The organism is Pseudomonas sp. zjy_15 (assembly GCF_043101865.1).
In the GTDB taxonomy this organism is placed as follows: Bacteria; Pseudomonadota; Gammaproteobacteria; order Pseudomonadales; family Pseudomonadaceae; genus Aquipseudomonas; species Aquipseudomonas putida_Y.
Genome location: NZ_JBICII010000024.1, coordinates 1 through 21,477, shown reverse-complemented (window position 1 = coordinate 21,477; position 21,477 = coordinate 1). Strand labels below are relative to the sequence as shown.

24 protein-coding genes are annotated in these 21,477 nt (G+C 61.7%); 10 read left to right on the top strand and 14 right to left on the bottom strand.

Annotated features, from left to right (window positions below; all coding sequences use genetic code 11):
- Nucleotides 1-12 precede the first annotated feature (12 nt).
- Nucleotides 13-1,140 carry a cytochrome c oxidase subunit II gene (coxB, locus tag ACF8EF_RS03495; protein ID WP_339442803.1) on the bottom strand — a complete coding sequence of 376 codons (1,128 nt, stop codon included), beginning with the start codon at nt 1,138-1,140 and terminating at the stop codon, nt 13-15.
- A 369-nt stretch (nt 1,141-1,509) separates the two neighbouring features.
- Here coxB and ACF8EF_RS03490 point away from each other — a divergent pair, with 369 nt between their 5' ends.
- Nucleotides 1,510-2,151 carry a hypothetical protein gene (locus ACF8EF_RS03490; RefSeq protein WP_176682999.1) on the top strand — a complete coding sequence of 214 codons (642 nt, stop codon included), beginning with the start codon at nt 1,510-1,512 and terminating at the stop codon, nt 2,149-2,151.
- Between the two features lie 147 nt (nt 2,152-2,298).
- On the opposite strand, the gene ACF8EF_RS03485 is transcribed toward ACF8EF_RS03490, so the two are convergent.
- From ACF8EF_RS03485 to prlC, 6 genes are all read right to left on the bottom strand, one after another.
- Nucleotides 2,299-3,831, bottom strand: coding sequence for a SulP family inorganic anion transporter (locus tag ACF8EF_RS03485; protein ID WP_392460493.1), 1,533 nt, complete (start codon nt 3,829-3,831; stop codon nt 2,299-2,301).
- Nucleotides 3,832-4,022: 191 nt separating this feature from the next.
- Entirely contained in the window at nt 4,023-4,742 is a 720-nt protein-coding gene (locus ACF8EF_RS03480) for a carbonic anhydrase (RefSeq protein ID WP_003253046.1), read from the bottom strand.
- A gap of 302 nt (nt 4,743-5,044) precedes the next feature.
- Nucleotides 5,045-6,103: a PA0069 family radical SAM protein gene (locus tag ACF8EF_RS03475; RefSeq protein WP_176682997.1), complete on the bottom strand. Its 1,059-nt coding sequence runs from the start codon at nt 6,101-6,103 to the stop codon at nt 5,045-5,047.
- 70 nt (nt 6,104-6,173) lie between these two features.
- Entirely contained in the window at nt 6,174-8,168 is a 1,995-nt protein-coding gene (locus ACF8EF_RS03470; RefSeq protein ID WP_392460492.1) for a M3 family metallopeptidase, read from the bottom strand.
- A gap of 123 nt (nt 8,169-8,291) precedes the next feature.
- Entirely contained in the window at nt 8,292-8,573 is a 282-nt protein-coding gene (locus ACF8EF_RS03465) for a YheV family putative zinc ribbon protein (protein ID WP_010951500.1), read from the bottom strand.
- Entirely contained in the window at nt 8,570-10,657 is a 2,088-nt protein-coding gene (gene prlC, locus ACF8EF_RS03460) for an oligopeptidase A (RefSeq protein ID WP_392460491.1), read from the bottom strand. Before prlC ends, ACF8EF_RS03465 begins: the two co-directional genes overlap by 4 nt.
- A gap of 66 nt (nt 10,658-10,723) precedes the next feature.
- Here prlC and ACF8EF_RS03455 point away from each other — a divergent pair, with 66 nt between their 5' ends.
- Nucleotides 10,724-11,272 carry a gamma carbonic anhydrase family protein gene (locus ACF8EF_RS03455; protein ID WP_252461741.1) on the top strand — a complete coding sequence of 183 codons (549 nt, stop codon included), beginning with the start codon at nt 10,724-10,726 and terminating at the stop codon, nt 11,270-11,272.
- A 117-nt stretch (nt 11,273-11,389) separates the two neighbouring features.
- Nucleotides 11,390-12,040: an HAD family hydrolase gene (locus tag ACF8EF_RS03450; RefSeq protein WP_176682993.1), complete on the top strand. Its 651-nt coding sequence runs from the start codon at nt 11,390-11,392 to the stop codon at nt 12,038-12,040.
- Nucleotides 12,041-12,149: 109 nt separating this feature from the next.
- Here ACF8EF_RS03450 and ACF8EF_RS03445 read toward each other — a convergent pair whose 3' ends face one another.
- Nucleotides 12,150-13,223 (bottom strand): aminopeptidase, encoded by a 1,074-nt coding sequence (locus ACF8EF_RS03445; protein ID WP_392460490.1) that lies wholly within the window; start codon nt 13,221-13,223, stop codon nt 12,150-12,152.
- An 85-nt stretch (nt 13,224-13,308) separates the two neighbouring features.
- Here ACF8EF_RS03445 and ACF8EF_RS03440 point away from each other — a divergent pair, with 85 nt between their 5' ends.
- Together ACF8EF_RS03440 and ACF8EF_RS03435 are read left to right on the top strand one after the other, a co-directional pair.
- Nucleotides 13,309-13,722 carry a hypothetical protein gene (locus tag ACF8EF_RS03440; RefSeq protein WP_176682991.1) on the top strand — a complete coding sequence of 138 codons (414 nt, stop codon included), beginning with the start codon at nt 13,309-13,311 and terminating at the stop codon, nt 13,720-13,722.
- A 55-nt stretch (nt 13,723-13,777) separates the two neighbouring features.
- A complete protein-coding gene (locus ACF8EF_RS03435) occupies nt 13,778-14,191 on the top strand; it encodes a hypothetical protein (RefSeq protein WP_176682990.1) in 414 nt (137 codons plus the stop codon).
- A 35-nt stretch (nt 14,192-14,226) separates the two neighbouring features.
- Here ACF8EF_RS03435 and ACF8EF_RS03430 read toward each other — a convergent pair whose 3' ends face one another.
- The gene (locus tag ACF8EF_RS03430; RefSeq protein ID WP_209968977.1) at nt 14,227-14,460 is read right to left on the bottom strand and encodes a DUF1161 domain-containing protein; all 234 of its coding nucleotides are present in this window, start codon (nt 14,458-14,460) and stop codon (nt 14,227-14,229) included.
- Nucleotides 14,461-14,535: 75 nt separating this feature from the next.
- A complete protein-coding gene (locus tag ACF8EF_RS03425) occupies nt 14,536-14,961 on the bottom strand; it encodes an OsmC family protein (RefSeq protein WP_176682988.1) in 426 nt (141 codons plus the stop codon).
- A gap of 152 nt (nt 14,962-15,113) precedes the next feature.
- Between ACF8EF_RS03425 and ACF8EF_RS03420 the strand changes: the two genes are divergently transcribed.
- Complete coding sequence (locus tag ACF8EF_RS03420) at nt 15,114-16,118, top strand: LLM class flavin-dependent oxidoreductase (RefSeq protein ID WP_176682987.1); 1,005 nt, start codon at nt 15,114-15,116, stop codon at nt 16,116-16,118.
- A 101-nt stretch (nt 16,119-16,219) separates the two neighbouring features.
- Here ACF8EF_RS03420 and ACF8EF_RS03415 read toward each other — a convergent pair whose 3' ends face one another.
- Both ACF8EF_RS03415 and ACF8EF_RS03410 read right to left on the bottom strand, forming a co-directional pair.
- A complete protein-coding gene (locus ACF8EF_RS03415) occupies nt 16,220-16,441 on the bottom strand; it encodes a DUF1161 domain-containing protein (RefSeq protein ID WP_020191565.1) in 222 nt (73 codons plus the stop codon).
- Between the two features lie 101 nt (nt 16,442-16,542).
- On the bottom strand, nt 16,543-16,758 hold the full coding sequence (locus ACF8EF_RS03410) for a dodecin (RefSeq protein ID WP_012269893.1): 216 nt from the start codon (nt 16,756-16,758) through the stop codon (nt 16,543-16,545).
- Nucleotides 16,759-16,908: 150 nt separating this feature from the next.
- Here ACF8EF_RS03410 and ACF8EF_RS03405 point away from each other — a divergent pair, with 150 nt between their 5' ends.
- Nucleotides 16,909-17,232 (top strand): YqjD family protein, encoded by a 324-nt coding sequence (locus ACF8EF_RS03405; RefSeq protein WP_016712811.1) that lies wholly within the window; start codon nt 16,909-16,911, stop codon nt 17,230-17,232.
- On the opposite strand, the gene ACF8EF_RS03400 is transcribed toward ACF8EF_RS03405, so the two are convergent.
- Nucleotides 17,229-18,125: a LysR family transcriptional regulator gene (locus ACF8EF_RS03400; protein WP_176682986.1), complete on the bottom strand. Its 897-nt coding sequence runs from the start codon at nt 18,123-18,125 to the stop codon at nt 17,229-17,231. The two genes, ACF8EF_RS03405 and ACF8EF_RS03400, sit on opposite strands and share 4 nt — an antisense overlap.
- 110 nt (nt 18,126-18,235) lie before the next feature.
- Here ACF8EF_RS03400 and trpB point away from each other — a divergent pair, with 110 nt between their 5' ends.
- Both trpB and trpA read left to right on the top strand, forming a co-directional pair.
- Nucleotides 18,236-19,453 (top strand): tryptophan synthase subunit beta, encoded by a 1,218-nt coding sequence (gene trpB / locus ACF8EF_RS03395; protein WP_010951489.1) that lies wholly within the window; start codon nt 18,236-18,238, stop codon nt 19,451-19,453.
- Nucleotides 19,450-20,259, top strand: a complete 810-nt coding sequence (gene trpA, locus ACF8EF_RS03390) for a tryptophan synthase subunit alpha (RefSeq protein WP_011953131.1) — start codon at nt 19,450-19,452, stop codon at nt 20,257-20,259. Before trpB ends, trpA begins: the two co-directional genes overlap by 4 nt.
- 120 nt (nt 20,260-20,379) lie before the next feature.
- Here the strand turns inward: trpA and ACF8EF_RS03385 are convergent, their stop codons facing one another.
- Nucleotides 20,380-20,712, bottom strand: coding sequence for a DOPA 4,5-dioxygenase family protein (locus tag ACF8EF_RS03385; protein WP_020189868.1), 333 nt, complete (start codon nt 20,710-20,712; stop codon nt 20,380-20,382).
- 52 nt (nt 20,713-20,764) lie between these two features.
- Between ACF8EF_RS03385 and ACF8EF_RS03380 the strand changes: the two genes are divergently transcribed.
- The gene (locus ACF8EF_RS03380; protein WP_392460489.1) at nt 20,765-21,382 is read left to right on the top strand and encodes an NAD(P)H-binding protein; all 618 of its coding nucleotides are present in this window, start codon (nt 20,765-20,767) and stop codon (nt 21,380-21,382) included.
- Nucleotides 21,383-21,477: the final 95 nt, after the last annotated feature.

Sequence of the window (21,477 nt, the reverse complement as noted above, 5' to 3'; positions counted from 1 at the left end):
GAGTAACCCGGTTCACTTGGCTTCTGCCTGCTTCAGCGCCAGCACGTCCTTCGGCGTGACCATGTCGCCTTTGTTGTTGCCCCAGGCATTGCGCTCGTAGGTGACCACAGCAGCGATGTCGACTTCCGACAGCTGCTTGCCGAAAGCGGCCATGGCCGTGCCGGGCTTGCCATGGAAGACAATGCTCAGGTGGTCTTCCTTCGGCCCGGTGGCAATCTTCGAGCCCTTTAGCGCCGGGAACATTGGTGGCAGGCCCTGGCCTTCGGCCTGGTGACAGGCCACGCAGGCGGTGTGGTAGACCTTGTCGCCACGCTCCACCAGCTCTTCCAGGGTCCATTCCTTGCTGGTCAGCTCCTTGAGCTTGGCGGCTTCAGCCTTGCGCTCGCCCAGCCAGGTGTCGTAGTCGGCCTTGGACTTGACCTCGACCACCACCGGCATGAAGCCGTGGTCCTTGCCGCACAGTTCGGTGCACTGGCCGCGGTAGATGCCTGGCTTTTCGATACGGGTCCAGGCTTCGTTGACAAAGCCTGGGATGGCGTCGCGTTTGACCGCGAAGGCCGGCACCCACCAGGAGTGGATGACATCGGCGGCGGTCACCAGGAAACGCACCTTGGCCCCCACCGGCAGCACCAGCGGCTGGTCGACTTCCAGCAGGTAATGCTCATCCTTGGGCGCCTTGTTGTGAATCTGGTCGGTGGGGGTGGCCAGGTTGCTGAAGAATTCCACGTCCTGGCCCAGGTATTTGTAGTGCCATTTCCACTGGTAGCCGGTGACCTGGACGTCGATGTCCGACTCGCTGGCGTCATAGATGTCGATCAAGGTCTTGGTAGCCGGAATGGCCATCACCACCAGAATCAGGAAGGGCACCACCGTCCAGAGAATTTCCACCCACGTGTGCTCATGGAAATGCGCGGCCTGCTGGCCAGTGGAGCGGCGGTGGATGACCATGGACCAGAACATCGCGCCAAACACCACGATGCCGATGATCACGCAGATCCAGAAGATGGTCATGTGCAGGTCGAAGACGGCGTTGGAGACCTCCGTCGCCCCTGGGTGCATGTTCACGGTCCAGGCGGCGTTCGCCTGGCCATAAACCGACCACAACAGGAGGCCCATCCAGACATGTGGATGTCGCATCATTGCGGGTTCCCCTTCTAATTCTTGTTGTCCCGGAGGCGTGGCCTGCGGCAAGAGGGAACGGCGGTCAAGACTGCATGGCTTCGACGACCGAGCCCCTGCTAAAAGCAGTCGGGCCTCATCAACGAATCACGTTCAACGGGAGTATAGACAGCGACCAATGGCACGCAATGAAGCCTGTGAAATGAACTTCATGAAATGGCTGAATGGCCTGAAAACCGCGTGCTTGATAGGGCATGGCGTAATAATGGCAGAGCCATATGCCTGATAGCGCACACGTTTGCGTGGCTTATAACAAATACGTCTTAGGTATTCTGTATACCGAGCTAATTTAGTGTCTTCCGTTTGAAACGTAATGTCCCTGGAGTTGTCATGAACATCGCTGCTGTACGCGAGCAGGTAAGCCAAGCCCATCAACATGAAGGCCAGACCGGCCAATTGAAACAGCGTCTCGAGCTGCAACTGCCCCACCTGCACCCCTCGATCCGACTGCCTGAGCAGGACGCCCAGGGTACTTTGGCGCGCTTCGTCAGCGCCTACATCGACCAGGTTCCGGAATTGCTGGAGGCCGCCCACGAGGTCGCCCGCGAAGCCGGGATCGAATCGCAGATCAAACCTGTACTGAAAATTGCCGAAGCCTACTTCCTGCAGCCGCCCAGCTTGATGCAAGGGCATGTAGGCCTGGACTGCCTTCTGGATGAAGCCTACCTGGCGCACCGCCTGGTGGAAGAGGTGAATGACTTGTACATTCGCCACTTCCAGCAGCCGTTGATCCCGGTCGATACCACTGTCGCCAACCTGATTGCCCACCAGTTGATTGGCGAAAGCTTTGCCAACCAGCTGGATGAAGTGGTGCACCACTCGGTCGACGAAATGCTCAATGACGAGAGCTTTGCGGTTGAATCGGTGGAGGCCTATCGAGAGAAGCTGAGCAGCCCGGCAACTGGCGCAGCGTGGAAGCGCTGGCCGTGCCTGTCGCGCCAACTGGGTGTCGAGCTGGGTCAGCCGGCCTGATATACCTGTCACGGCGTAGGTGCATCGGTGGTTCGGCGCAGGCCGTCGTAGGAGCGGGTTCACCCGCGAAAGGGCCGGCCCTGCTGGCCAATCTCCACCCACCGATCACCGTTGCCGCCACTACCGTATTCGCGGGTAAACCCGCTCCTACGCCCCAACCCCCGCCGTAGTCCGCAACCGCCCCTCGATCCGCCGCTTAAGGCGCCGCTGCTCGATCAACAAGCGCGAACCATTGGCAGAATTGCTGCGGCTCCAGTCCTCCAGCAATTCAAGGCACGAGTGGTCGATATAACTCAGGTTCCCCAGTGGCACATGCAGCGTGGTGCCCACCGGTACGGTATCCAGCACCTGGGTCAGCGCCGGCACCTTCAGGAAGGTCGCCGCGCCACTGAGGCGCAGTTCCATATGCCCATCCTTGGCCAGGCTCACCAGGTTTATCTTCAACCGCGCCGCCTTGAACGCCAGCTTCAGCAAGGTCAGGGCAAAGCCCAGCAGTACACCGGTCAGCAGGTCGGTAAAGATGATCGCCAGCGCAGTCGCCGCATAGGTGAACATCGGCATGCGCCCATAACGGCCCAGCCCGCGAAACGCCTTGAAGTCGACCAGTTTGACCCCGGTAAACACCAGCACCCCCGCCAGGCTCGCCACCGGGATTTGCTGCAGCACGCTGCTCAGCGCTACCACGAAGGCCAGCAACCACAAGCCATGGAAGATTGCCGAGGCCCGGGTTTGCGCCCCCGCCTGGACGTTGGCCGAGCTGCGCACGATCACCCCGGTCATTGGCAAAGCACCCAGCACCCCGCAAAGCATGTTGCCAATGCCTTGGGCTGAAAGCTCGCGGTCAAAATCCGAGCGCTGACCACTGTGCATGCGATCGACCGCTGCAGCCGACAGCAGGGTTTCGGCACTGGCGATGAAAGCGAGGGCAAAGGCAGCGACCAGCAGAGCAGGGTCAGCCAGTTGCATCAGGTCACCCGGGCGAATCCAGTCAATGGCCTCGGTCAGGTCTGCCGGCACTTGCACGCGGTTCACCGGCAGGACCAGCCACATGCTGATGGCGGTCATGCTTGCGACGCCGAGCAGGGCACCCGGCACGAAGCGCAGCCGCTGCGGCCGAAGGCGCTCCCAGCCCCACATGATGGCGATGGTCCCCAAGCCTAGCGCACCGGCCATCCAGCCTGAGCCAACGCTTTCCTGTGGCAGGGCTGCCGCCACGGTTGCCGGGAACGCCAGCAGGTTCTGCAGACCTGACGGTTGCGGCGCGGTGTCGAACATCACATGAACCTGAGACAGCACGATCAACACGCCAATCCCCGCCAGCATGCCGTACACCACCGCCGGCGCAGTGACGCGGAACCAGCAGCCCAGACGCAGACGCCCGGCCAGTAACTGCAGCAGGCCGGCCAACAGCAGGATCGGCCCAAGCATGGCCATACCATGTTGGCGCACCAGCTCGAACACCAATACCGCCAGACCAGCGGCCGGACCGCTCACCTGCAGCGGCGAGCCGGCAAGGAAACCCACGACAATGCCGCCGATAATTCCGGTAATCAGGCCTTTCGCCGGAGGCATGCCCGAGGCGATCGCAATGCCCATGCACAACGGCAGGGCCACCAGGAAGACCACCACCGACGCCAGCAACTCACGCGGCAGGGCCGCTTTCAACTGTGTAATGTTCACCGTGTTTCTCCTTTCTCTAAACACACGGCCATTCCCCTGGCCGTGGGCACATTTGCCCCTGAAGAGCGCGCAAGCGCAGGCCGCCAGCGGGCTTGCCGGCAGGGCAGTCAGGGAATTCAAGGCAGCCGAAGGCCGCGCCACACCCCACAGGGTGCAGCCGGCTATCAAGGTTCTAGCGGCGGACGGGTCGCTTAGTAGCGGCCTCTCGGAGTGGCGCAGGGCACGGGTTCACCCGCGGCCAAGGGCAGGAAGCTGTCGCTGGCAGCGTCATAGGCTTCGATCTTGCTGGTCTCGATGTCGTACACCCAACCATGAATGAACAGCTCACCGGCCGCCAGGCGCGAAGCCACCGAAGGATGGGTGCGCAAGTGATGCAACTGGGCGATGACGTTTTCTTTGGTCAGCACTTGCATCGTCTCGTGTTCGCTGCCGCAGGAGCAGTTGTTCTCGACCACGGTGCGGGCCACTTCAGCGTGGCGCAACCAGGCGCCAACGGTAGGCATCTTGGTCAGCGACTGCGGGTTGAGTACCGCACGCATGGCGCCACAGTCGGAGTGGCCACAGATGATGATGTGGTGCACTTTAAGCGCCATCACGGCGTACTCGATGGCGCTGGAAACACCCCCGTTCATCTGGCCATAAGGCGGTACCACGTTACCCACGTTACGGGTTACGAACAGGTCGCCTGGCGAGCTCTGGGTGATCAGCTCGGGAACGATGCGCGAATCGGCACAGGTGATGAACATGGCGCGTGGTGTTTGCGCGGTGGCGAGCTTCTTGAACAGCTCTTGCTGATCCGGGAAAACATCATGGTGAAAGCGCAGGAAGCCGTCGACGATGTGCTTAAGGGCAGCATCGGCGCTTTCCGCGGGGACCTGCGGTACGACCTTGGATGGGTCCTTGACGGGCATGATTCATCCTCTTGACGGTGTGTAGGTAAATCCATTTTACCGGTGAAAGATTCAGGCTATGCAGGGTTTTAGATGACACGCACGGGCCATAGATCACAGTCGGTGTGGACTTATTACCTACGCTAGCGGGGAAAACTTAACTGAAACTTAATTAGAAGGCTCTAGAACGGGCGTTCCAGAGAAAAAGGCGGGAGTTGGATAATAGCAAAAAAACATCAGTTGCCAATATGTATTAGCACAATTATTGGTTGTTATTAGTTGCGTTGTGAGCAATGCGCAGCCCCTGTGGGGGCGGGTTCATGTCAGAACAGCGCCATCTGCCCACCCGGCGGGCAAAACGCCGAGCAATCCAGCGCCTGCGCCTCGCGCCCTTCGAAGTCCAGCCGCTTCATTGCCTTGGCAAAGCGCTGCGCCAGTAACTCGGCAAACACCCCTTCACCACGCATGCGCACGCCAAACCGGCTGTCGTACAGCTCGCCGCCGCGGCTCTGGCGGATCAGGCTCAGAACATGCGCCGCCCGCTGCGGGTAATGGTCCTGCAACCATTGCTCGAACAACGGCGCCACCTCGCGCGGCAAGCGCAGCATCATGTAGGCCGCACTCTGTGCGCCAGCCTCCCTGGCCGCCTCCAGCAGGCGCTCCAGCTCACTGTCGTTGATCATCGGAATCATCGGCGAACACAAAACGCCCACCGGTACGCCCGCTTCACGCAATACCCGGATGGCCCTCAACCTTGCACCGGGTGAAGCCGCTCGGGGTTCGAGCACCCGTTTGAGACCATCGTCCAGCGTAGTCAGGCTGATCATCACCCGTGCCAGGCGCTGGCGGGCCATCTCGGCCAGCAGGTCGAGGTCGCGCAGCACCAGTGAACCCTTGGTGACAATGGTCACCGGGTGACGGAAACGCAGTAACACTTCAAGCAAGCGCCGGGTCAATAACTGTTCCCGCTCGATCGGCTGGTAGGGGTCGGTGTTGGAGCCGAGATTGATCGGCGCGCACACGTAGCCCGGTTTGCTCAATTGCTGTGCCAGCACCTCGGCGGCGTTGGTCTTGGCAATCAGTTTGGTCTCGAAATCCAGGCCGGGAGAAAGGTCCCAGTAGGCGTGTGAGGGGCGGGCATAGCAGTAGATGCAGCCATGCTCACAGCCACGGTAAGGGTTGATGGAGCGATCGAAGGGCAGGTCGGGCGAGGTGTTGCGGCTGATCACCGACTTGGCCGTCTCGGTCCGCACCTCGGTGCCCTGGGTTTGCGGCACTTCCTGGTACCAGCCGTCATCTTCCGCCACCGAATGACCAGGGGCAAAGCGGTTGTGTGGGTTGTGTGCCGTGCCACGGCCCTTTTGCGGTGCTGGAGGAATCATGGCTCACCCGAATACTGTATTCATATACAGTACAACGCATCCCAGGATCTTTCCAGCACCTCTGGTCTGGCTAATTCAGGCCATGCCAATTGAGGTACGCTGCCTGGCTCGATTGCCGCCCTAGAAATGCCTCGATGCCTTCACGTAACGGGCGGGATGCCCCTGGGACGAACAGTGCTTCCTGCAGTGCCCGGCCCGTGGCTCCGTTCAACAGGCCCTCGGCTTCGAAGCGGGTGAACACATCGAAGGCATGCACATCCGACCACAGGTAGGCGTAGTAACCAGCATCGTAGCCGTTTACAAGGTGGTCGAAGGCATGCGCCGGATGTTCGAAATCAGCGAGCGGCCAGTAACCACAACGCTCGCGGGCATCACCCAGTCGCTGTTCCAAGGACCTGCCATCGTTTGGTGTGCCATGCAGGTCCATGTCGAACAACGCCAGGCACAGATCACTCGCGATCTCCTCCACGCCCTGCTGTCGTAACTGCTGCAGGCACCCATCGGCTTGCTTGCGGGATAGTTGGCGGCCGTCCTGCGTGCGCGCCGAGATCGCCACCAGATAGTCTGCATCCCAGACCCAACGCTCGAACAGCTTGCCGAACAACTCCACACCATCGGTGCCCAACTCGGTCACGTTGGACATGACGTGGTTCGTCGTACGCACCAGCAGGTGGTGCAGGGCATGGCCGAATTCATGGAAAAGCTTGCGCAGTGACAAATGGTCGAGCAACGGCTGAAAACCAGACAGCGCTTGCGGTACATCACTGAACACCACCACCGAGGCTGCCTGGTAAATACCCTCTGCATCGACCCGGCGATTCCTTACGTAAGTGGTGAACACCGCGTCTGGCTGCTTGCCTGCGTGTTGCACGGCATCCAGATACAGAAAGCCAATGAAAGCGCTGTCCTGCCACACGTCGAATGGCTGCACGCTGTCATCCCAAGCAGGCAGCGCTTTGGGCTGCAGCACTGCACCAAACAACTTCCGCGCCAATTGCTGTAACGCACTGACAACGGTATTCAGCGGGAAGTAATCGCGCAGCGCTTCGGCAGGACACTCACTGCGCGAAGCACGCCGCAGGTACTCGAAATCCCAGGGTTGAGGTTTGCCCAGGCCCTGCTCGGTAGCCCCGCGCTCCACCTGCGAACGCCACCGCAACATGGCGGGTCGCACATGATCGGCCAGATCGTGAAGAAAGCCGCATACCTGGGCTACCGAGCCCGCACTCTTCACCTGCAGACTCTGCTCCAGATGGCCGGAATAACCGAGCAGGAGAGCCTTCGCCTCAAGCAACTGCGCCAGTTGCTGCAGATACGTGCCGTTGTCCTGTTGCGGATCATGGCTGATGCCGCGGGCGTGGAAAGCCCGGTACACACGCTCACGGAGCTGGCGGTTGGCAGCATGTTTGAGCACCTCTCGAGTAGTCAGCGTGTCACAGGCAATCAGCCACCCCTGCTTACCTGCTTGTTGCGCTCCTGCAGCCAATTCGTCGCGTACGCGCTGCGGGAGGCCGCTCAGCTCGGCTTCATCGGTGACAGTGAACCCAGGCCTGTTGATGTTGCCGCGGAACGCCTCGCGTACAGTGCCAATCTGCTCCTGAAGGTTTGCCAGACGCGCTTTGCCTGTGGAGTCGAGTAACGCACCGCCAGCGGCGAACTTGTCCAGGTGCCAACGCAAGGTGGCGCGCTTTCCGGTATCCAGTTGTTTGCCGATGTCACTGCCGGCCAAGCGTTCATAAAGCTCATGCAAGCCAGTGTTGGCGAATTTCTGCTCGAAGCGTGCCGTCACTCTGCCGTAGAAATCGATGATGGCGTTGGCCCAGGCCGTATCCCGGCCGACCAGTGGTGAGGCGGCATACAACACTGCCAGCAGTCGGCTATCCAGCCCATCCACCGCCAGCACCATGTCATCCCAGGTGGGCATGGTTCGTTGATCACGGATGATGCGTTCGACACCGTTCTCGTGTGCCTGCAGCACGTGAGCGAATGCCGCCTGCATGTTTTCGAGGGTGATGGAGGAGTAATCGACGGGGATATGGCTATCTTGCAGAAGAGGGTTGGCCATGACGCACACCTTGCTGGTAGAAATGAGCAAGAGAGCTTGCATGGCCAGCGTGTGCCAGGTGGCCTGACTATCTAACACCTGTCCATGCCTGCCCGGGCATTGCGCCCGGGTGGCATGACCGTATTACTCAGCCGGCTTTTTCAGCTTCGGATTTGGGAAGAACTGCACGGTCTGCACCTTGGCCGGCGCGGCTTTCGGCGCCAGGTGGTTGACCCGGGTGCCCAGTTCCTTCGGCACCGACAAGCCCTGCTCGTTGAGGGTGTCGGTAAAGCCGCAAGCTACACACTCGCGGTGCGGTACGCCGTCTTCGTTCCACATCATCAGCTTGTCGGGCTCGCTGCACGCCGGGCACACGGCACCGGCAATGAAGCGCTTCTTGGTCTTGTTCACAGCTACCTCACTCATGCTGCAGCGTCCTCGGTGAGACCACTGTGGCGCAGCAATGCATCGATGGAAGGCTCACGGCCACGGAAGTCGACGAACAGCTCCATCGGCTCGCGCGAACCCCCACGGGCCAGGATCGCCTCGCGGAAGGCGCGGCCGGTCTCGGCGTTCAGCACGCCTTCTTCCTCGAAGCGCGAGAAGGCGTCAGCCGACAGCACTTCGGCCCACTTGTAGCTGTAGTAGCCCGCCGCGTAACCACCCGCGAAAATGTGCGCAAAGCTGTTGGGGAAGCGGTTGTAAGCCGGCGGGCGCATGACCGACACCTCGTCACGCACACCTTCGAGCACCTGCAATACGCTGCGGCCGTCGCCATGGCTGGCGTGCAGCTCGAAATCGAACAGCGAGAACTCCAACTGGCGCACCATCATCATGCCCGACTGGAAGTTTTTCGCGGCCAGCATTTTGTCCAGCAGGTCCTGGGGCAGGGCGGCGCCGGTTTCGTAGTGACCCGAAATCAGTGCCAGGCCTTCCGGCTCCCAGCACCAGTTTTCCATGAACTGGCTTGGCAGCTCGACCGCATCCCAGGCCACGCCGTTGATGCCGGACACGCCAGCATGCTCGATGCGGGTCAGCATGTGGTGCAGGCCGTGACCGAATTCGTGGAACAGGGTGGTGACTTCATCGTGGGTCAGCAACGCGGGCTTGCCGGGCGCGGCCGGGGTGAAGTTGCACACCAGGTTGGCCACCGGGCTCTGCAGCTGGCCGCCGGCGGTGCGGCGACGGTCACGGGCGCCGTCCATCCATGCGCCGCCACGCTTGTTGGCGCGGGCGTACAGGTCGAAGAAGAAACGGCCAACGTGCTGACCGTTTTCCTTGATCTCGAACAGACGTACGTCCGGGTGCCAGCTGTCGAAGCCATTGAGCTCGGCGATTTCGATGCCGTACAGGCGTTGCACGATGCTGAACAGGCCGTCCAGCACCTTGTCGATCGGGAAGTAGGCGCGCAGGGCTTCCTGCGACACGCTGTAGCGCTGCTCGCGCAGCTTCTCGCCAAAGTAGCCGGCGTCCCAGCTGGCCAGCTCGGGGCAGCCTTGTTCGGCAGCGTAGGCCTTGAGCTGTTGCAGGTCCTGGGCGGCGAACGGCTTGGAACGCTTGGCAAGGTCACGCAGGAAACTCAGCACCTGGTCGCTGGACTCGGCCATCTTGGTGGCCAGGCTCAGCTCGGCGTAGTTCTTGTAGCCCAGCAGTTCGGCCAGTTCCTGGCGCAGGTCGAGGATTTCGCGCATCACCGGGCCGTTGTCGAACTGCCCGGCATTCGGGCCCTGGTCGGAGGCGCGGGTGCAGTAGGCGGCGTATAGCTCTTCGCGCAAGGCGCGGTCGCTGGCGTAGGTCATCACCGCGTAGTAGCTGGGGAACTCGAGGGTGATCAACCAGCCGTCCAGGCCCTTGGCCTGGGCTGCAGCGGCCATCTGCGCCTTGGCCGAATCGGTCAGGCCGGCCAGCGCAGCTTCGTCGGTGACATGCTTGGTCCATGCCTGGGTGGCGTCGAGCAGCTGATTGGAGAAACGGCTGCCCAGCTCGCTGAGCTTGCTCTGCACTTCGGCGTAGCGCTGCTGCTTGTCCGCCGGCAGGTCGATACCCGACAGGCGGAAGTCACGCAAGGCGTGCTCGAGGATAGTCTTTTGCGCCACGTCGAAGCCGGCAGCCTCCGGGCTGTCGATCAGCGCCTGGTAAGCTTCGAACAGCGCGCGGTTCTGGCCCAGTTCGGTAGAGTAGGCACTCAACGCCGGCAGGCACGACTCGTAGGCCTCGCGCAACTCGGCACTGTTGCACACCGCGTTAAGGTGGCTGACCGGGCTCCAGGCGGCGCCCAGGCGGTCGTTCAGTTCGTCCATGGCCAGCACCAGGCCGGCCCATGTAGGGTTCTTGCCCTGCTTTTCAAGGATCTCGGCAATGGCTTTACGGTTGTCGGCCAAGATCGCTTCGATCGCCGGCAACACGTGTTCGGCACGAATTTGCGAGAAGGGCGGCAGATCGTGGGATTGCAGAAGCGGGTTGTTCGCAGTCACGGTTTGGATACCTTGGCAGAAGAAACACTGCCCCATCTTAATTACAATCGACGCCGACCGCAGCAGGCAGCCTGCCTATCGGCACAGATGAGAGACGCTATCATGGCCATTCGCAGCTTCCAGCAACACACTCCGAAAGTTGGGCCCAGGGCCTTCGTCGACCGTTCGGCGGTGGTGCTGGGCGACGTGGAGATCGGTGCAGACAGTTCGGTATGGCCGTTGACCGTGGTGCGCGGCGACATGCACCGCATCCGCATTGGCGCGCGCACCAGCGTGCAGGACGGCAGCGTGCTGCACATTACCCACGCAGGGCCTTTCAACCCGGATGGTTTCCCGCTGATCATCGGTGACGAAGTGACCATCGGGCACAAGGTGATGCTGCATGGCTGCACCTTGGGCAACCGCATCCTGGTGGGCATGGGCAGCACCATCATGGACGGTGCCATCGTCGAGGACGAAGTGATCATCGGCGCTGGCAGCCTGGTGCCGCCAGGCAAACGCCTGGTCAGTGGCTACCTGTACATGGGCAGCCCGGTGAAACAGGCCCGGCTGCTGAACGACAAGGAGCGCGCATTTTTCTCCTACAGCGCCGGCAACTACGTGAAGCTCAAGGACCAGCACCTGGCCGAAGGCTACGATCAACCTGAATGACCGCATTCGCGGGCACGCCCGCTCCCACAGGTTGAGTGGCGCCTTCAAGGCCTGCGCTTTACCTGTGCGGGCATGCCCGCGAAGAAGGCCACGCAGCACTCAAGTGGAACCCTGTACATGCACCAGCAAAACATCCTCTTCGACCTCGACGGCACCCTGACCGACCCACGCCTGGGCATCACCCGCTCGATCCAGTATGCCCTGGCCAAGCTGGGTATCGACGAACCGGACCTGGCCCGCCTCGAACATTTCATCGGCCCCCCCCTGCTACAGGCCTTCATGCAGTTCTACCGCTTCGACGAAGCCAAGGCCTGGGATGCGGTGAACTTCTACCGGGAGCGCTTCCGCGTGACCGGGCTTTACGAAAACCTGGTGTTCGCCGGCGTGCCCGAATTGCTCGAAGCCCTGAACGGGCAGGGCCGCACGTTGTACATTGCCACCTCCAAACCGTGGGAGTTCGCCCGCGAAATCGCCCGGCACTTTGCCTTCGATCATCACTTCAAGGTGATCTACGGCAGTGAACTGGACGGCACGCGCACCAACAAGGTCGAGCTGATTCGCCATTTACTGGATGAAGAAGGGCTGGACCCTGCACAGACGCTGATGATCGGTGACCGCAAGCATGACCTGATCGGCGCACGCAGCAACGGGCTGCAGGCAGTGGCGGTGGGATACGGGTTTGGTAGCCGGGAAGAGCTGATGGCAGAAGAACCCGCTTTCCACTTCGCCACGGTAGCCGATTTGCATCAGGCTTTTAGCAAGGCTTGAGGGCCAGCAGAGCTGCTTTGCAGCCGGCCCTCCCACATCGATCGGCGTAAGCAGGGCCTTTGTGTGAGCGGCCTTGTGTCGCGATGGGCCGCAAAGCGGCCCCAAAATCTCAAAGGCTAACCATCAAACGCTGCAGTGCCGCTTTCCTTTCTTCAATCGGCAACCGCCCCAAATGCTCGACCCGCGCGTAAAACCGAACCCAATCCCCACCCACCTCACGAAATAGCGCCGCAAACGCCGGCACCCACTGGTCATATAGCCCGAACGGCAACAACTTGGCATTGTTCATCGGCCCATACATCCAGGCGTCATAGCGTTTGTCACCGCCCCACTGGCCATCACGCACCTGCCGGTATTCACGCCTCAAACGCTCAAACTCGGCCTGCTTGGCCCGGCGCTTGTGCGCATCATCCAACGGCCCCGCATAAATTGCCTGCAATCGCTCACGGCTGGCCAACACCAGGCGGATAAACTGGTCGCGCTGCTTTCCCTGATCCCCGCCAACCGCCGCCAGCCCACGCGCCGCGCGCCATTGCCGCGTCCCCTCCTGCTCGACGAACGAGGCAAACGATTCATTGAACTCGGTATCGTCCTGCACATAGAAGCGCTGGTGGGCCAGTTCATGAAAGATCAACGTAGCCAGGCGCTCATCGCCCCAGCCCACCATCGACGACAAAATCGGGTCATCGAACCAACCCAGGGTCGAATAGGCTTCCACACCGCCTACGTACACATCCAGGCCATCCTGGCGCATCAACGCCGCCGCGCCTCGCGCCGCGCCTTGCCGGTAGTAGCCGCGGTACGCCACGCACCCGGCAATCGGAAAGCAGTGCGTTACCGGTTGCAACGACAACTCGGGCGCGGCGAACACATTCCACACCACGTAAGGGCGGCCAAGGTCGGCGTATACCCGGTAGCTGCGGTTGTCCGGCAGTTTCAATTGCTGGCTGGCAAACACCCGCGCCTGTTCGGCCTGTTGCAGGTGCGCGCGCAAGGGTGCAGGGGTAGCAGGGTCGGCCAATACCTGCTCTACAGGCTGCCGCGCCCGCAGCAACTGCCACTGGCCCTGCGCCAATTGCCCATAGTAGGTGACATTGCTGCAACCGTTCAGCAGAAGCGCCGCAAGCAGCGGAACCAAACGGGTGAAATTGCGGTCGAGTGCCCCAAGGCCTGAGCGCTGCATAAGAAAAAGTCGAAGCATCCGGGACTGTCTGACTCGCTCAAGGCCATTTCGCTCCAAGACTATCTCGCCAAGGGGGAGTTTCGCCATGCGTGCATTGTTGGTCGCCGGCTCACTGGTGTTGATCGCTGCCTGTTCAACATTGCCAGCCCCGGACCCGAACCAGGCCTGGATCGACCTCACGCGCTACGACAACACCTCGCTGGACGCCGTGCAGGTAGATGAACGTGACTGGGCTGACAGCCGCTATTTCGAGGTTCAACCCGGCAGCCATGAACTGACCGTGCGCTATCAGTTTCCGGTTAACCCCAGCAATATCGGCCCCGTCGATAAGCCGCTGTGGCGCGATTGCCAGATCAAGCTGACCTTCAAGGACTTCAGCGCCGGGCAGCGTTATCAGTTACAGGCCGGCAGCATTGGCTTCCGCCCTTGGATCAAACTCTACGACCACCAGCAAAAACTGCTGGGTCAAGGGCTGCCGGCGGGTTGCCAACGCACCTGAACCGCACAAACGGCGCTATGCTTGTTACTTGTAAATCGCAAGTGGGAGTTTCGCCATGCGCCAGCCCATGATGCTGATCGCCCTCAGTACACTGGGGGCTTGCGCCAGCCCCTTGCCGCCCGTCGACCCGAAGCAGGCGTGGGTCGACCTGTACACCATGACCCCCGGCCGGGTGATCATGGCCGACCGCCTTGACGGCAAGCGCCTGGAGGATGGCCGTTACTTTCAGGTGACGCCGGGCAAACACGAACTGGTGGTGCGCTTCGATTATGAAATCTACTCGGGCGGCATCATGTCACAACCCAGGGACCGAACCTGCTACCTGACCGTGCGCTTTGACAACTTCAAGGCCGGCGAGCGCTATCGCCTGGAGGCGCGAGCGCCAGTGATGGAGCCGCAGGTTCTGCTGTATGACGCCAACCGCAAGGTGGTGGTGAACGAGCCTAGCGAAGTGTTCTGCATACCGTGAATTCGGGGCTGCTTTGCAGCCCCGAGCCCTGATGCTTATCGATCGTTCTTCTGATAGATGATCTTCTTCGTCCCACCATCGCAGGTCCCGACGACCATGTTCTGGTCCTCGACCTCGCTGTTGGGCACGATCTCCAGCGTGTAGGACGTAACCCCTTGGGCCTGGATCTTGGCCTCGATCTCGGCTTTCAGCTCCTCGCATGGCTTGACGGCCGCCAGCGCAGACGTGGCGAAAAGGGTAGCCAACACAGCGGTAGCTACGCGAATCATGGAACGGCTCCTGAAAAGGGCAGTGGCGCTGCCGACGTTCTTTAGACTACAGCAAACCACTACCGTTGCACCGTTTCACCCCACCAACGCTGCATCCAGGCTGATCTTCGCATTCAAAACCTTGGACACCGGGCAGCCTTCCTTCGCCTTGTTGGCAATCTCCAGGAATTGAGCCTCGCTGGCCCCGGGTACCTTGGCCCTGAGCACCAGGTGCACGGCAGTAATGGCAAAACCGTCCGCTTGCTTGTCGAGCGTCACCTCTGCAACCGTGTCGATCCGCTCTGCGGTAAGCCCCGCCTCGCCGAGCATCATTGATAGCGCCATCGAGAAACAACCGGCATGCGCCGCGCCGATCAGCTCCTCCGGGTTGGTACCGGGTGTGCCCTCGAAACGTGTATTGAAGCCATAAGGGTTCTGCTTGAGTGCGCCGCTTTCGGTAGAAAGCAGACCTTTTCCATCCTTCAGGCCACCTTGCCAGATCGCCGATGCTGTCTTTTTCATGATGCCTCCTGGTCACTGGGTTGCTTACCTACGGTTCAGAGGCCTGCCGACTGCCGCAAGTTCAGAGCAATATGCTTGCAGCCATTGAATCCAACGAATGCGCCCATACAGAATCAAAAAGGCCTCTGGCCAATCACTTTTGCGGAGGCTCCATGACGCAGCTGCGTGACCTGAAGATTTCCACCCTGGACCTGGTGCCCGTACGCGCCGACGCTGGCCCCGCGCAATCGCTGCGCAACTCGCTGGACCTGGCGCAGCATGTCGAGCGCTTTGGCTATAACCGTTTTTGGGTGGCCGAACACCACAACATGGACGGCATCGCCAGTTCGGCGACTTCGGTGCTGATCGGCTACCTGGCCGGTGGGACCTCACGTATTCGCGTGGGCTCTGGCGGGGTAATGCTGCCCAACCATGCGCCGCTGGTAATTGCCGAGCAGTTCGGCACCTTGGCCAGCCTGTATCCGGGGCGGATCGACCTTGGCCTGGGCCGTGCGCCGGGTTCGGACCAAATGACCGCCTATGCCCTGCGACGCGAGCGCGCTGGCAGCCCGGATGACTTCCCGGACGATGTCGAGGAGCTTTCGCGCTACCTCGGGCCACGCACCGATGATCAAAAAGTGATCGCCGTACCCGGGCACGACACCGACGTGCCAATGTGGTTGCTGGGATCCAGCCTGTTCAGCGCCCAGCTGGCCGGCATGCGCGGCATGCCCTACGCCTTCGCCTCGCATTTCGCACCACGCTACATGCACGAGGCAATTCGCGTATATCGCAACCATTTCAGGCCCTCGACCACGCTGGATAAGCCGTATGTGATGCTGGGCATTCCCATGGTGGTGGCGCAGACCGACGAGAAGGCCGAATACCTGGCCACCTCGGTCTATCAGCGCATCCTGGCGCTGATTCGCGGACAGAGCCTGATGCAGAAGCCACCCGTGGAAAGCATGGATGGGCTGTGGTTGCCCCATGAGCGAGAGACGGTGGGCAGCTTCCTGGGGTTGGCCATGATCGGCAGCCCGCAGAAGGTAAAGGCCAAGGTAGAAGTGCTGCTGGAACAGACGGGTGCGGATGAGCTGATCTTTACCTGTGACCTGTATGAGCATGCGGACCGCATTCGGTCATATGAGCTGATGGCGCAGGCCCTCAAGACCGAGTGATCCTCGTCGCGGGCTCGCCCGTTTCCACCGTTTGACTGGAGCCTTCAAGGCCTGCGCTGTTGGACTGTGGGAGCGGGCAAGCCCGCGTATGAGCGGGCCTATCAGCCGCGGCGGTACACAATCTCCTTGGTACCGGCCTCACAGCTACCAATGACCTTGCCCGCCGGCTCGCCTTTCTTGACGATCTCCAGCTTGTAGCCAGTGACGCCCTTGGCATCCAGCTTGGCCGCAATTTCCGCCTTCAGTTCCTCACACGGTTTGCCCGCTGCCAGCGCACCACCGGCCAGGGTCATCAGGCCCAGCGCCAGAATCAGTTTGTTCATCACTCGCTTTCCTTGTGCAGATGAAATCAGAAGGGGACCCCACCAAGGCGCCCCGTTCCTGAATACCTCATCACGCCGAGATCATGCAGCCCGACGCTATATCAGCTATTGGCGATACGGAAGCCGACCTTCAGCGTGACCTGGAAGTGCGCCGCCTTGTTGTCACGGATATGGCCACGGGTATCGACCACTTCGAACCATTCCAGGTGCTTGATGCTTTTGCCGGCTTCAGCCAGAGCATTGTTGATGGCGTCTTCGATACTGGTGGGCGAAGACCCTACCAGTTCGATTTTCTTGTAGGTGTGATGATCGGTCATGAGTGCTCTCCATGGGTGACAGTGAGTTTCAGCCTAGCAGCGCAGGCCTGGTTTACCTGCGAGCGGTCACTGTCAGCGAAAGTTCGATCGCACTTTCTCGCAGACCAAGGGTCGCAATCCTTAGAGCCCATACTGCAAAGGAGAGTCAACATGCACCGTAACTCGCTGCGTAAAACGTCCCTGGAAAGCATGGAAGCGGAGATCGAGAGCCTTCTGAAAAGCTTGGAAAACCTCAAGCATGATGCGTCGGAAGAGTCCCAGAAGTCGGTGAAGGCAATCCGCAGCAACGCTGAAAGCGCACTGCGTCATTCGCGCAGCCTACTGAGCGATGCGTACGAGGAAGTGAAGCAGCGCACCCGCCAGACCGGCATAGCCACCCGGGACTACGCCCAGGAACACCCCTACACCACCGCCGGTGTGGCCATTGGTGCGCTGGGCCTGCTGGCGGCGTACCTGATGTGCAAGCGAAACTAAGCGCCCTGCCGCGCAAGTTCTGCCCGTAACCACTGCGCCAACTGCTCGGCGCGCCCGTCTGCGGCGCGCCGTGGCACCCACAATGCCAGCGCCGCCTGGGTAGGTGAAAAGCCCCACGGCGCACTCAAGCGGCCCGCCCGCAGGTCATCGGCGACCAGTGGCTGCGGTGCAATCGCCACGCCCAATCCGGCCACGGCAGCTTCCAGCAGGTAATACAGGTGCTCGAAAGCCTGGCCATAGTGAATGGCCGCCGGGTCCAGGCCCTGTTGCAGCGCCCAGGTCGGCCAGGCTTGCGGGCGTGAAGTGGTGTGCAGCAAGGCTTCGCCCAGCAGCGCCTTGGCGGGCGCCCCCTGCAAGCGCTGGAAGCCTGCGAAATGCGGGCTGAGCACCGGTCCGATGCATTCCTCGGCCAGCACATGCACCTGCATGTCCGCCGGCCACGGTGGCTCGGCATACACCAACAACGCATCCAGCCCAGGCCGTCGCGGGTCAAGGTCGCCCTCACCCGCCGACAGGTGCAAGCGCAGCTCAGGCAAATCCGCCTGCAACCGCCCCAGCCGCGGGATGAACCAGCGCGCCAGCAAGCTGCCCGAGCAGCCCAGTACGAACGGCGCCTCACTCACATCACGGCTGAGTTCGGAACACACGCTGCGCAGCCGGTCGAAGGCTTCACCGCTGGCATCGCGCAGACGAACACCCGCATCTGTGAGTTTGATGCCGCGCCCGTCCTTGACGAACAGGGCGACGCCCAGATGCTCCTCAAGCACCTTGATCTGCCGGCTGACAGCGCCGTGGGTCACGTGCAGCGCTTCCGCTGCCTGGCTGACACTGTTCAGCCTGGCTGTAGCCTCGAAGGCACGCAGGGCATTGAGGGGAGGGAGGTCGTGGGCCATTTTACCTGTGAGTTTTTCTGACAAGTTTGCGCAATCTTATCGGTTTTCAGCCGAGCTTGCCGTGGTTAGAGTAAAGCCCATCACTCATTCACTACGCCTTGGAGCGCCCCATGACCCAGTCCCAATACCGCCCCGGCCCCGACGCCAATGGCCTGTTCGGCTCGTTTGGCGGCCGCTATGTGGCCGAAACCCTGATGCCACTGGTGCTGGACCTGGCCCGCGAATACGAAGCGGCCAAGGCAGACCCCAAGTTCCTTGAAGAGCTGGCGTACTTCCAGCGCGACTACATCGGCCGCCCCAATCCACTGTACTTCGCCGAGCGCCTGACCGAGCATTGCGGCGGGGCGAAGATTTTCTTCAAGCGTGAAGAGCTCAACCATACCGGTGCGCACAAGGTGAACAACTGCATCGGCCAGGTGCTGCTGGCCAAGCGTATGGGCAAAAAGCGCCTGATCGCCGAAACCGGCGCCGGCATGCACGGTGTCGCCACCGCCACCGTCGCCGCGCGCTTCGGCCTGCCTTGCGTGATCTACATGGGTGCCACCGACATCGAGCGCCAGCAGGCGAACGTGTTCCGCATGAAGCTGCTGGGCGCAGAGATCGTGCCAGTTACCGCCGGCACCGGCACCCTGAAAGACGCCATGAACGAAGCCCTGCGTGACTGGGTTACCAACGTCGAAGACACCTTCTACCTGATCGGCACCGTGGCTGGCCCACACCCATACCCCGCCATGGTGCGCGACTTCCAGTCGATCATCGGCAAAGAGACCCGTGCCCAGTTGCAAGAGAAGGAAGGCCGCCTGCCTGATAGCCTGGTTGCCTGCGTCGGCGGTGGCTCCAATGCCATGGGCCTGTTCCATGAATTCCTCGAAGAGCCGAGCGTGCAGATCATCGGCGTTGAAGCCGGTGGCCACGGCGTACACACCGACAAGCACGCCGCCAGCCTGAACGGCGGCGTACCGGGCGTGTTGCACGGCAACCGCACCTACCTGTTGCAGGACCAAGACGGCCAGATCACCGATGCCCACTCGATTTCCGCAGGCCTGGACTACCCGGGCATCGGCCCGGAGCACGCCTATCTGCATGAGGTGAAGCGCGTCGAATACGTCAGTATCACCGACGACGAAGCATTGGATGCGTTCCACGCAACCTGCCGTCTGGAAGGCATCATCCCAGCCCTGGAAAGCTCCCACGCCTTGGCCGAAGCGATCAAGCGCGCACCGAAGCTGCCCAAGGACCACCTGATGGTCGTGTGCCTGTCGGGCCGCGGCGACAAAGACATGCAAACCGTCATGAACCACATGGCCGCCCAGGAGAAACAGGCATGAGCCGTCTTGAACAACGCTTCGCCGAGCTGAAGGCCGAAGGCCGCTCGGCACTGGTCACCTTCGTCACAGCTGGCGACCCAGGCTACGACGCCTCGCTGCAGATCCTCAAGGGCCTGCCGGCTGCTGGCGCCGACGTGATCGAGCTGGGCATGCCGTTCACCGACCCGATGGCCGATGGCGTGGCCATCCAACTGGCCACCCTGCGCGCCCTTGAAGCTGGCCAGACCTTGGCCAAGACCCTGCAGATGGTTCGCGAATTCCGTGTGGATAACCAGACCACGCCAATCGTGCTGATGGGCTACTACAACCCGATCCACCGCTTTGGCGTGGACACGTTCGTGGCTGAAGCCAAGGCAGCGGGCGTCGATGGCCTGATCATCGTCGACCTTCCGCCAGAGCACGACGCCGAACTGGCTACCCCGGCCCAGGCCGCAGGCATCGACTTCATCCGCCTGACCACCCCGACCACCGACGACGCGCGCCTGCCGCGCGTGCTGGAGCGCAGCTCCGGGTTCGTCTACTACGTGTCGGTGGCCGGCGTGACCGGTGCCGGTTCGGCGACCACCGAGCATGTGACCGAAGCCATTGCCCGCCTGCGTCGGCATACCGATCTGCCGATCAGCGTTGGCTTCGGCATTCGCACGCCGGAACAGGCTGCGAACATTGCCCGCCTGGCGGATGGTGTGGTGGTGGGCTCGGCACTGGTCGACAAGATCGCCCAGGCCAAGAGCGCCGATCAGGCGGTGACCGATGTATTGAGCCTGTGCTCGGCATTGGCTGAAGGGGTGCGTGGCGCACGCCGTTAAACTGCGTCGTCTGCTTCGCGGGTAAACCCGCTCCTACGGGGCCAGTGCCACCCTCTGGCTCTGCGATATCGTTGTAGGAGCGGGTTCACCCGCGAAGAGGCCAGCACAGGCAACCCCCGCCTAGCCCCCAAAAACCGATAGATTCAATGGCCGCACGGCCCCCATCCAGATCGCATGATCCCGGTGATCCGCCAGTTCATCCCCGGTTTCCGGATGCATGAATACCACCAGGCCCTTGCGGTACAGCGCCAACCAGGGCAAAACCACCCCCACCACTTCCGGCCCGAACGCCAGCTGGCAACTCCAGTCCGGATGCGGCCCAACCGGTTTCTGATGCATGCGCCCCATGGTCACGGGGAACAGCCGCGCCGCCTCCTCACACAGTTCCCGGGCCTGCTCCATGGTGGCTGCGTCGTAATAAACGTGGGCGTGGTAACCCTTGATCCTCTGCACGATAACTCCTGATTGCGGTCCAACCATCACCACCTGCAACGGGAGTGATGCAGTGAAAAACGCCGAAACCCCAGTGTTCAAACTGGTCCTGTTCGGGCCTGAAAGCAGCCTGGGCAATGCCCTGATGGTCGAGCTGCTGTCGCGCCAGCACGAAGTCATCGCCGTGGTCGACGACCTCAACCGCCATTCGCCGCGCCCGGGCCTGCACTTCAAGATAGGGGGGCTGGGTGATGCCCACCAGGCGGAGCAGGGCGCAGCGGGCGGCTCGGCGGTGATCGCCCTGTTACCAGCGCTGGCGCCGGGTGACCTGCCGGGGCAGGCACGCTTGAGCGAGGCGCTGGTGGCGGGGCTTGCGCGTACGACTATACGCCGGCTGCTGCTTGTGGGCGATTTCGATGTGCTGGATGAGCCGAGCAAGTACAGCGAGGTGGAGCGGGAATGCGTGGCCCAGGTGGTTGATGGGTTGCAGCGCAGTGCCTTGCACTGGACGCTGATCAATGCACCGCAGGAACTGGCCGGGTTGGGCATGGAGCATTTTCGCAGTACCGAAGGCACGCTGGAGCCTGGGCTGGCTGAGCCGTTGCGGCGCTTGGCCAGGATCGCAGCGGGGATGGTGGACATGCTGGAGCTGGACTTGCACCGGGGCGAGCACCTGAACTTCGTGGTCTAAATTGCCGGGGGCTGCTGCGCAGCCCATCGCGACGCAAGGCCCACACATGGGCCGGCGTGTGCAGTGCCACTGTGGGAGCGGCCTTGTGTCGCGAT

Coding starts and splice junctions, on each gene's coding strand:
- ACF8EF_RS03410 (WP_012269893.1), bottom strand. CDS start 16,758: ATGACCGATCATCACACCTACAAGAAAATCGAACTGGTAGGGTCTTCG.
- ACF8EF_RS03450 (WP_176682993.1), top strand. CDS start 11,390: ATGCACCAGCAAAACATCCTCTTCGACCTCGACGGCACCCTGACCGAC.
- ACF8EF_RS03405 (WP_016712811.1), top strand. CDS start 16,909: ATGCACCGTAACTCGCTGCGTAAAACGTCCCTGGAAAGCATGGAAGCG.
- ACF8EF_RS03470 (WP_392460492.1), bottom strand. CDS start 8,168: ATGGCCAACCCTCTTCTGCAAGATAGCCATATCCCCGTCGATTACTCC.
- ACF8EF_RS03415 (WP_020191565.1), bottom strand. CDS start 16,441: ATGAACAAACTGATTCTGGCGCTGGGCCTGATGACCCTGGCCGGTGGT.
- ACF8EF_RS03435 (WP_176682990.1), top strand. CDS start 13,778: ATGCGCCAGCCCATGATGCTGATCGCCCTCAGTACACTGGGGGCTTGC.
- coxB (WP_339442803.1), bottom strand. CDS start 1,140: ATGATGCGACATCCACATGTCTGGATGGGCCTCCTGTTGTGGTCGGTT.
- ACF8EF_RS03420 (WP_176682987.1), top strand. CDS start 15,114: ATGACGCAGCTGCGTGACCTGAAGATTTCCACCCTGGACCTGGTGCCC.
- trpA (WP_011953131.1), top strand. CDS start 19,450: ATGAGCCGTCTTGAACAACGCTTCGCCGAGCTGAAGGCCGAAGGCCGC.
- ACF8EF_RS03425 (WP_176682988.1), bottom strand. CDS start 14,961: ATGAAAAAGACAGCATCGGCGATCTGGCAAGGTGGCCTGAAGGATGGA.
- ACF8EF_RS03445 (WP_392460490.1), bottom strand. CDS start 13,223: ATGCAGCGCTCAGGCCTTGGGGCACTCGACCGCAATTTCACCCGTTTG.
- trpB (WP_010951489.1), top strand. CDS start 18,236: ATGACCCAGTCCCAATACCGCCCCGGCCCCGACGCCAATGGCCTGTTC.
- ACF8EF_RS03430 (WP_209968977.1), bottom strand. CDS start 14,460: ATGATTCGCGTAGCTACCGCTGTGTTGGCTACCCTTTTCGCCACGTCT.
- ACF8EF_RS03440 (WP_176682991.1), top strand. CDS start 13,309: ATGCGTGCATTGTTGGTCGCCGGCTCACTGGTGTTGATCGCTGCCTGT.
- ACF8EF_RS03490 (WP_176682999.1), top strand. CDS start 1,510: ATGAACATCGCTGCTGTACGCGAGCAGGTAAGCCAAGCCCATCAACAT.
- ACF8EF_RS03465 (WP_010951500.1), bottom strand. CDS start 8,573: ATGAGTGAGGTAGCTGTGAACAAGACCAAGAAGCGCTTCATTGCCGGT.
- prlC (WP_392460491.1), bottom strand. CDS start 10,657: ATGGGGCAGTGTTTCTTCTGCCAAGGTATCCAAACCGTGACTGCGAAC.
- ACF8EF_RS03455 (WP_252461741.1), top strand. CDS start 10,724: ATGGCCATTCGCAGCTTCCAGCAACACACTCCGAAAGTTGGGCCCAGG.
- ACF8EF_RS03475 (WP_176682997.1), bottom strand. CDS start 6,103: ATGATTCCTCCAGCACCGCAAAAGGGCCGTGGCACGGCACACAACCCA.
- ACF8EF_RS03400 (WP_176682986.1), bottom strand. CDS start 18,125: ATGGCCCACGACCTCCCTCCCCTCAATGCCCTGCGTGCCTTCGAGGCT.
- ACF8EF_RS03480 (WP_003253046.1), bottom strand. CDS start 4,742: ATGCCCGTCAAGGACCCATCCAAGGTCGTACCGCAGGTCCCCGCGGAA.